This is a genomic window from Prosthecobacter sp., from assembly GCF_029946185.1.
In the GTDB taxonomy this organism is placed as follows: Bacteria; Verrucomicrobiota; Verrucomicrobiia; order Verrucomicrobiales; family Verrucomicrobiaceae; genus Prosthecobacter.
Genome location: NZ_JAQSEA010000013.1, coordinates 1 through 8,719, shown reverse-complemented (window position 1 = coordinate 8,719; position 8,719 = coordinate 1). Strand labels below are relative to the sequence as shown.

Annotated in this window: 7 protein-coding genes; 4 read left to right on the top strand and 3 right to left on the bottom strand. The window is 59.0% G+C overall.

What is annotated here, in order from left to right; all coding sequences use genetic code 11:
• The first annotated feature begins 171 nt into the window (after nt 1-171).
• Nucleotides 172-2,739, top strand: coding sequence for a leucine--tRNA ligase (leuS, locus tag PSV43_RS00920; RefSeq protein ID WP_300192742.1), 2,568 nt, complete (start codon nt 172-174; stop codon nt 2,737-2,739).
• A gap of 22 nt (nt 2,740-2,761) precedes the next feature.
• On the opposite strand, the gene PSV43_RS00915 is transcribed toward leuS, so the two are convergent.
• Nucleotides 2,762-3,247: a hypothetical protein gene (locus tag PSV43_RS00915; RefSeq protein ID WP_300192740.1), complete on the bottom strand. Its 486-nt coding sequence runs from the start codon at nt 3,245-3,247 to the stop codon at nt 2,762-2,764.
• Between the two features lie 36 nt (nt 3,248-3,283).
• A complete protein-coding gene (locus PSV43_RS00910) occupies nt 3,284-3,775 on the bottom strand; it encodes a hypothetical protein (protein WP_300192738.1) in 492 nt (163 codons plus the stop codon).
• Between the two features lie 328 nt (nt 3,776-4,103).
• Here PSV43_RS00910 and PSV43_RS00905 point away from each other — a divergent pair, with 328 nt between their 5' ends.
• The 3 genes from PSV43_RS00905 to PSV43_RS00895 all read left to right on the top strand — a co-directional run bounded on the left by PSV43_RS00905 (nt 4,104) and on the right by PSV43_RS00895 (nt 7,998).
• Nucleotides 4,104-5,084 (top strand): glycosyltransferase family 4 protein, encoded by a 981-nt coding sequence (locus PSV43_RS00905; protein ID WP_300192736.1) that lies wholly within the window; start codon nt 4,104-4,106, stop codon nt 5,082-5,084.
• 7 nt (nt 5,085-5,091) lie between these two features.
• Nucleotides 5,092-7,263 carry a 1,4-alpha-glucan branching protein GlgB gene (gene glgB, locus PSV43_RS00900; protein WP_300192734.1) on the top strand — a complete coding sequence of 724 codons (2,172 nt, stop codon included), beginning with the start codon at nt 5,092-5,094 and terminating at the stop codon, nt 7,261-7,263.
• Nucleotides 7,264-7,446: 183 nt separating this feature from the next.
• Nucleotides 7,447-7,998: a glutathione peroxidase gene (locus PSV43_RS00895; RefSeq protein WP_300192732.1), complete on the top strand. Its 552-nt coding sequence runs from the start codon at nt 7,447-7,449 to the stop codon at nt 7,996-7,998.
• A 114-nt stretch (nt 7,999-8,112) separates the two neighbouring features.
• Here the strand turns inward: PSV43_RS00895 and PSV43_RS00890 are convergent.
• Nucleotides 8,113-8,719, bottom strand: a 607-nt coding sequence (locus PSV43_RS00890) for a carbon-nitrogen hydrolase family protein (RefSeq protein ID WP_300192730.1), incomplete at its 5' end; no start/stop codon positions are given.

Genomic DNA, 8,719 nt, shown 5'->3' with positions numbered 1-8,719 from the left:
GCGCTTTTCCATGACTCCGCAGGCTCCAGCGCATCCTGCTGCTTTTGACCCGCAGCGTGGATGACATCATCTCCAGTGCTTGCCGCCTGCTGCGGGCTCGGAGGCCCCGCGCTCCATTGACCTCTTGACCTCTTGACCACGCAGCGCTCCTCGCCTTCTTTCGCGCCCCCTATGAGCAGCGAGCAGCGCAAAGCCTTCCCATTCTCTGAGTTTGAACCGAAGTGGCAGGATGTGTGGGAGGCTAAGAAGGCCTTCCGCACTCCGAACCCCGGCGATGCCGATTTTGATGCCTCGAAGCCGAAGTACTTCGTGCTCGACATGTTCCCCTATCCCAGCGGTGCGGGCCTGCACGTCGGGCATCCGGAAGGCTACACCGCCACGGACATCATCGGCCGCTTCAAGAAGATGTCCGGCTTCAACGTGCTGCACCCCATGGGCTGGGATGCCTTCGGTCTGCCTGCCGAGCAGTACGCCATCAAGACCGGCCAGCATCCGCGTGCGACGACTGAGAAAAACATCGAAGGCTTCCGTGGTCAGTTGAAGCGCCTCGGCTTCGCCTATGACTGGGACCGTGAGGTCAACACCACCGATCCCGGCTACTTCAAATGGACGCAGTGGATCTTCCTGAAGCTGTACAATTCGTACGTGAATGAAGAGGGCAAGGCACGCCCGATTACCGAACTCGAAGGGAAGGGGCTTTCCCGCGAAGAGATCGATTCACGGCGTCTCGCTTTCGTCTCGTCCGCACCCGTGAACTGGTGTCAGGAACTCGGCACCGTGCTGGCCAATGAAGAAGTCGTGGATGGCAAAAGCGAAGTCGGCGGATTTCCCGTGGAGCGCCGCCCCATGCGCCAGTGGATGCTGCGCATTACCTCCTTTGCCCAGCGCCTCATCGATGAACTCGACGGTCTCGACTGGCCGGAGAGCATCAAGCTGCTGCAGCGCAACTGGATCGGCCGCAGTGAAGGCGCGCACGTGATGTTTCAGATCGTCGGCCACGAGTCCGACGTGACCGTCTTCACCACGCGTCCCGACACGCTGTTCGGAGCCACGTACATGGTCTTCGCGCCCGAGCATGCGCTGGTGGATCAAATCACCACGCCTGAGCATGCGGCAGCGGTTGAGGCTTATCGCAAAGTTGTGGGTTCCAAGTCCGATCTGGAGCGCACCGAACTCGCCAAGGAAAAGTCCGGCGTCTTCACCGGCGCGTTCGCCATCAATCCCGTCAACGGCGAGCAGATCCCGATCTGGATCGCCGACTACGTCCTCATGGGCTACGGCACCGGAGCCATCATGGCCGTGCCAGGGCATGATGCGCGTGACTTTGAGTTTTCGCAGAAATTTGAACTGCCGGTCAAGCAGGTGGTGCAGCCGCCCGAAGGCAAAGAGTGGCAGGGCTTCACCGACAACGGCACCGCCATCAACAGCGGCTTCCTTGACGGCCTCACGACACCTGAAGCGAAAGCAAAAATCGCCGCTTGGCTCGAAGAAAAAGGCCTCGGCAAAGGCACCACCAATTTCAAACTGCGCGACTGGCTCTTCAGCCGTCAGCGCTACTGGGGCGAGCCCTTCCCGATCGTGTGGGAAGATGGCAATCACCGCAGCATTCCTGAAAGTGAACTGCCGCTGCTGCCACCGACGCTGGAAGACTTCAGGCCCACCGGCACGCCGGAGCCACCGCTGTCGAAGGCGACGGATTGGGTGCGCTATTCCGACACCGCTAAGCGTGAACTCAACACCATGCCGCAGTGGGCGGGATCGTGCTGGTACTACCTGCGCTACTGCGATGCGCAGAACAGCGAGCGCTTTGTCAGCGAGGAAGCCGAGAAGTACTGGATGGGCGGCGGCAAACCGGGTGGCGTGGATCTCTACGTCGGCGGCACGGAGCACGCCGTGCTGCACCTGCTGTATGCACGTTTCTGGCACAAGGTGCTGTTTGACCTCGGCTACGTCAGCACGCCAGAGCCCTTCCAGCGTCTGGTGAATCAAGGTCTGATCATGGGCGAAGACGGCCAGAAGATGTCGAAGTCACGTGGCAACGTGGTGAACCCCGATGACGTCGTGAAAGAGTACGGCGCGGACTCACTGCGCCTGTATGAGATGTTCATGGGCCCGCTGGAGCAGGTGAAGCCCTGGAGCATGAAGGGCGTCGAGGGCGTGTATCGCTTCCTCGCCCGCGTGTGGCGTCTTGTCATGGAAGTCAGTGAGGAAGGCGTGTGGAGCCCGTCTCCTGCGCTGCAAGACGTGCCTGCCAACAAGCAGGTCACCAAAGCTCTGCACGAGACCATCAAGAAATGCGGTGAGGACATTGAGAAACTCAGCTTCAATACCGCCATCAGTCAGATGATGATCTGCACCAAGACCTTCACGGCCGAGGAGGTGATGCCCGTCTCCGCCATCGTCACCTTCCTCAAGGTGCTCAGTCCCTTCGCCCCACACATCGCGGATGATCTGAACGCACACATCGCCACCCAGTTCCCGGCGCTTGCCGTGGAAGGCCTCCTCAGCGACGCCACCTGGCCGAAGTACGATCCCGCCGCCCTCATCGAGGATGAGGTGGAGATCGTCTTCCAGGTCAATGGCAAGCTGCGCGACAAAACCCGCGTGCCGCTTCAGGCCACGAAAGAGGAGATCGAAAAGATCGCCCTCGCCAGCGCCCGTGTGCAGGAATTCATGGAAGGCAAGACCCCGAAGAAGATCATCGTCGTCCCCGGCAAACTGGTGAACATTGTGGTCTAGCAGCGATGGCGATTCGTCGCCGTTACTTCTTCAACTTCGGCTCGCCGACGCCCAGCGCCTTGAGTTCTGCGCGCACGGCATCCAGGTCCTCCGGCGAGACGAAGAGCATGGCATAGGCACCATTGTCACGAACGATGAAAGCAGGCTGGCGGCCGAGTTTTATTTCGTTGTTCAGTTCGGCTTCCATTTCCTTTTCATCAATGAAAGCCCGCCAGGTGTACCTTCCTTTAAATTGGATCTTGCTGGAATGGAGGGTGCGCCATTGGTTGGTTGAGCTGTTGTACTCGAAGTAAACCAGTTGCTGGCCCTTCTTATACATTTGCTCGTTAAGAACCACCGCGTCCTGAGAGGTCATCCATTTGGAGAAAAGTTTCTCACGCTCCCTGCCCTTGGAAGACTCGACTTTGGAAGGGTAGGCCACCCTCAGTTCGTCTTTGGCCTGCGCCGGGGTCAAAGCGGCCAGAATGAGAAAGCTGGCAAGCCAGGCAATGGGTGGGGTCGTTTTCATGGTATAAAAGGGTATGAGCCATTCAGCCCGGCGCGCTCACTTCTTCAACCTCGGCTCGCCGACGCCCAGTGCCTTGAGCTCCGTGCGCACGGCATCCAAGTCCCCAGGCGAGACGAACAGCATGCTATAGGCGCCGCTGAGATTACGGGCGATGAAGGCAGGCTGCAGGCCGGCCTTCATCTCGTTGTTGAGCTTTTCCTCCATGACTTGTTCGTTGGTGAAGGACCAGCGGGACATCGGGCCGCTCAGCTTGAGCTTGCTCACAAAAATGGCGCGCGATTGCCCGTTGGAGTTGTTGTACTCAAAGAAGACGATCTGCTCGCCCTTGGTCCGCTTGTCATCGACAAAGCTCCGCATGGATTCACTCGTCATCCAAGGTGAGAAAAGCTTCTCGCGCTCCTTGCCCTTCGAGGACTCGACTTTGGAAGGGTAGGACAAGCGCACCACTTCGTCCTTGGCCTGTGCCGGGATGAAGACGACCAGAACGTGAAAGAGGGCAATCCAAGCAGAGAGGGTGAGCGTTTTCATCGGGTTGAATAATAGGTTAAAAGACCGAATTATGTCAAGGAACATGAGTACGCATTTTACTAATACCGGTTTGAGAAATGCTGTGCGTGGAGCAGGAGTATTCGGCGCGCAGAATTGATCCCCTCCTTTAACCTTCGTCGTCTTGACGTCGGGGCAGCAGGGCGGGAGCCTGCGAAAGGTGGGGCTGTGCTTGTGAGCAACACAAACAATGCGCGGGGCTTGGCAAGTTGCGGAGTGGCGATGAATAAATGCCGCGCTCCTTGGCCTGCAGACTGTATAAATACACCAGCATTTGCCAATACATGCAGGCCTTGCTTCTCTAAACGTTATGCTCATTGCCATTCTTCATTACTCAAAGCCTCCCATCATTGGGGGCGTGGAACGTGTGATCGGCGAGCAGGCCGCCGCGCTGCGCCTTCAGGGGCATGAGGTGGAAATCCTCACCCGTGCAGAATGGCACATGGCGCAGTGGGACGCGGTCATCGTCCACAATGTCTTCACCATGCCCTTTGACCTCGTCTGGACGAAGAAGCTCATTGAGCTCACCCGTGCGCGGCCGGACATCCGCTGGATCAACTGGGTGCATGACGTGCGCTGGTCTGAGCAGGTGCCGCAGGCCGTGCATGTGGCGGTTTCAGAGTTCCGGCGGCTGGAGTACGCCCAGCTCGTGCAGCAGCCGGTTCACGTCATCCCGAACGGGTGTGACGCGGGCGCTGTTCTGGGACTCACCGAGCGCGTGCGGGAGCTGAAACTCGAACACGCGGGCCTCGTACTACTGCAGCCCACGCGCTTTGTGCGGCGGAAGAACATCGAGCTCGGTCTGCGCGTGCTCGCGGAGCTGCCTCAGGCGCTCTACATCGTCACAGCAGCCCCAGATCCGCATCAGTCCGATGGCATGAAGTACTTCCGTGAATTGAAGCAACTGGCCAAAGAACTCGGTGTGACTAAGCGCGTGCTCTTTCTGGGTGAAAAGGCCGCTTTGACTGACAACGACGTGCGCAGCCTCTACCAAATGGCAGATCTGCTGTTTCTGCCCAGCACAGTGGAAGGCTACGGCCTGCCTTTGATCGAGGGAGCCCTGCACGGTGTGCCCGTGTTTTGCTCCAGCATTCCTGCGCATCGCGAGGTGGCGGTGGGAGCCACCTTTTTCAAGCTCACGGTCTCGCCCAGGAGCCTCGCACGCAAGATCAAGGCAAACACCGCCGTCCAGACGCGGCAGTCGCAGCGGCAGATGATGGTGCGGCTGGCCTGGTCACGAATCATTGATGAGATGTTAGAGCCATTGATTTCTGGTCGAATGGCTCCATGAGTGAGCTATGAATCCCCATTCCAAACTCGCTGAAATTGAAGCCGTTTTGGCGGCACGACATCAAAACGTCTTCGCCTTTCTCGGAGCACATGACGCCGGGGCAGGGCAGCAGGTGGTCCGCACTGTGCAGCCCTACGCGAAAGAAGTGGCCGTCATCGTGGGTAATGAGCGCATCGTGGCCGAAAAGCTGCACGCCGACGGCTATTTTGAAGCCCTCACCCCGAAAGGCCTCTACCGGCTCGAAGTGACCCCTTTTGCAGGCGAAACCACTCTCCAGAGCGACCCCTACTCCTTTGGCCTGCAACTCGGAGAGCAGGACATGTACTACTTCCGCGAAGGCACCCATCAGCGCCTCTGGGAGGTGATGGGCGCACGGCTGACAACAGTGCAGGGCGTGGCGGGCTGCCAGTTTGCCGTGTGGGCCCCGAATGCCCAGCGCGTCTCCGTCGTGGGCGACTGGAACCACTGGGATGGCCGCATGAATGTGATGCGCAAGCGCATCGAGGCCGGCATCTGGGAGATCTTCATCCCCGGCATCACCGAACTGACGCACTACAAGTTTGAGGTGGTGGACATCCACGGGCACATGTGCCTGAAGAGCGATCCCTACGCCGTCTTTGCCCAGCATGGCACGCAGACCTCCAGCCTCGTCTTCGACATGGGGCGCTACAGTTGGTCCGACAATGAATGGATGCAGACCCGCGCCAAGTGCGATCTCTACCACTCCCCCATGACCGCCTACGAGGTCCACCTCGGCTCATGGAAGCGCAAAGAAGCGGACGGCAACCGCTGGATGTCCTACAAGGAACTTGCGGACGAGCTGATCCCCTATGTCAAAAACCTCGGCTTCACGCACATCGAGATCATGGGCATCGCCGAGCATCCCTTTGATGGCTCTTGGGGCTACCAGGTCACCGGCTACTTCGCGCCGACCAGCCGCTTTGGAAATCCCGACGAGTTCCGCGAATTCGTGGACCGCTGCCATCAGGCCGGCATCGGAGTCATCCTCGACTGGGTGCCGGGCCACTTCCCGAAAGACTCCCACGGCCTCGCCAAGTTCGACGGCACCGCCTTGTATGAGCATGCCGACCCACGCCTCGGCGAGCACCAGGACTGGGGCACCCTCATCTTCAATTATGGTCGCCATGAGGTGAAAAATTTCCTCATCTCCAATGCCCTCTACTGGCTGGAGCAGTTCCATATTGACGGTCTCCGTGTAGATGCAGTTGCATCAATGCTTTACCTCGATTATTCACGCAATCACGGTGAGTGGATTCCGAACCACCTTGGCGGTCGTGAGAACCTGGAAGCCATCACGTTTATGCGCGAGCTGAACTCCGTTTGCTATGCAAAGCACCCCGGTGCCACCATCATCGCGGAAGAAAGCACTGCCTGGCCCGGCGTCTCCAAGCCCGTCAGCACCGGTGGCCTCGGTTTCGGTTTCAAGTGGAACATGGGCTGGATGAACGACAGCCTGCACTACATGGCCGAGGATCCCGTGAACCGGAAGTACCATCATGGCGAGGCTACCTTCTCCATGATCTACGCCTTTGACGAAAACTTCATTCTCGTGCTCAGCCACGATGAAGTCGTCCACGGCAAAGGCTCCCTCATCAACAAGATGCCCGGAGACCGCTGGCAGAAATTTGCCAACCTGCGCATGTTCCTCAGTTGGATGTGGATGCACCCCGGCAAGAAGCTGCTCTTCATGGGCTGCGAATTCGGCCAGTGGAATGAATGGCGGCACGACGGCAGCCTCGACTGGCATCTCCTCCTCGGGGAAGAGCACAGCGGACTGCAAAAGCTCATCAAAGACATCAACCACCTCTACACCAGCCGTCCCGCGCTTTACGCCAAGGATCACGAGGCAGGCGGCTTCCACTGGCTCGACGCCAACGATGCCGACAACAGCATCTTCGCCTTCACCCGCTCCGCGCCCGAGGGCGACAAAGTGACCGTCCTCGTCAATGCCACCCCCGTGACCCGCCACGGCTACCGCGTCGGCGTCCCTGAAGCCGGCAGCTACCGCGAACTCCTCAACAGCGACGCCCCCAGCTACGCTGGTTCCGGCGTCAGCGCCGGCGCAGGCTTCCAGGCCCAGCAGGTTCCCTGGCAGGACCAGCCCTGGAGCATCGTCGTCGATCTCCCTCCGCTGGCCACGCTGGTTCTGGGCAGGTAAAACGCCGCGCCAGCCCCCCAGCTTGGCGATAGGGACTGCGGTCGCGCAGTGAGGCACGCTCGAAAGCGTCCACGCATCGCCCCTCCATGTGAGAACCCCACAAGTCTTGACCATGCCTTGACCTTTCTGCGGAAAAACCACATCCCCGCAACACTTCCGCACATCACAGCGTTGGTCTCGTCCATGAAATTGCTCACCCTCGCCTCCACCCTCCTTCTCGCCGTTGCGCTCAGCGCGGCGGACGCCCCGAAATCCGTTTACGATGTGCCGCTCAAGGACATCGACGGCAAAGACACCTCGTTGAAGGCCTATCAGGGCAAGGTGCTCTTGATTGTGAACGTCGCCTCGAAATGCGGCAACACACCGCAGTACAAGCAGCTCGAAGCGCTGAACCAGGAATTTAAAAAAGACGGTCTGGCCGTGCTCGGCTTTCCTTGCAACGACTTTGGCGGCCAGGAGCCCGGCAGCAACGAGCAGATCAAAGAGTTCTGCTCCACCAAGTACAAGGTGACCTTCCCCATGTTCGACAAAGTCGTCGTGAAGGGTGCTGACAAGGACCCGCTCTATCAGGTGCTCAGCGGCCCGACCTCCCCGTTTCCAGGCGATGTGAAATGGAATTTCGGCAAGTTCCTCGTCGGCAAAGACGGCACCATCCTCAAGCGCTTCGAACCCAAAGTGCAGCCGGATTCCCCTGAAGTCACGGCTGCGATCAAGGAAGCCCTGGCCGCGAAGTAGCAGCCAAGATCACTTTTGCCAAGCGGCGACGGCTCACTGAGCTGTCGCCGTTTTTTTTGCTCGTGCAGTGGCCCCGGGTAGCATCTGCGCTCCAAAGCGTGAGCCATTGAGATTTCACTCCTGCAAAGCAGGCGGCCGATGGCTCTGAATCTGCGCCTTGAAATCCCCCAGACTGTTCCAATGCGTAGGCGCATTCAGATCCACTTCCGCCATGGCCATCGTGCCAAACACATCCGCCTTTGCCAGCACATCGCCATAGTGATCAAAGATCCCTGAGATCATCCACGTGTGCTTGCTGGAGTCGGTGTAGGTGCTGCTGACGATGTAAACGTGGTTTTCGCAGGCACGGGCAGCAGCCAGCATGGGATTGCAGCCCCAGACCGGCCAGGCGATGATCTCCGCCCCGCGGATGGTCAGCGCGCGGGCGACTTCGGGGAAGAAGCCATCGTAGCAGACCATCATGCCCACTTTGCCAAAGCGGGTGTCGAACACCGGGTAATCGTGTCCCGGCGTGATGCCTGACTCGATCTCACTACGCGGATACTTATTTTGCCAATTTGTGATTTCTTGATAAGAGGGAAGCTGGACGAGATTGAATTCGATCTCGCCGTCTCCGACAACAATGGTTCTGACCATTAGTTCGGCAACCCGGCGCTTTTCCTCCAAGCTCATCTCAGGCCATCTCGCATGAAGGTCGAGCGCCTCATTGACCATCTGTTCA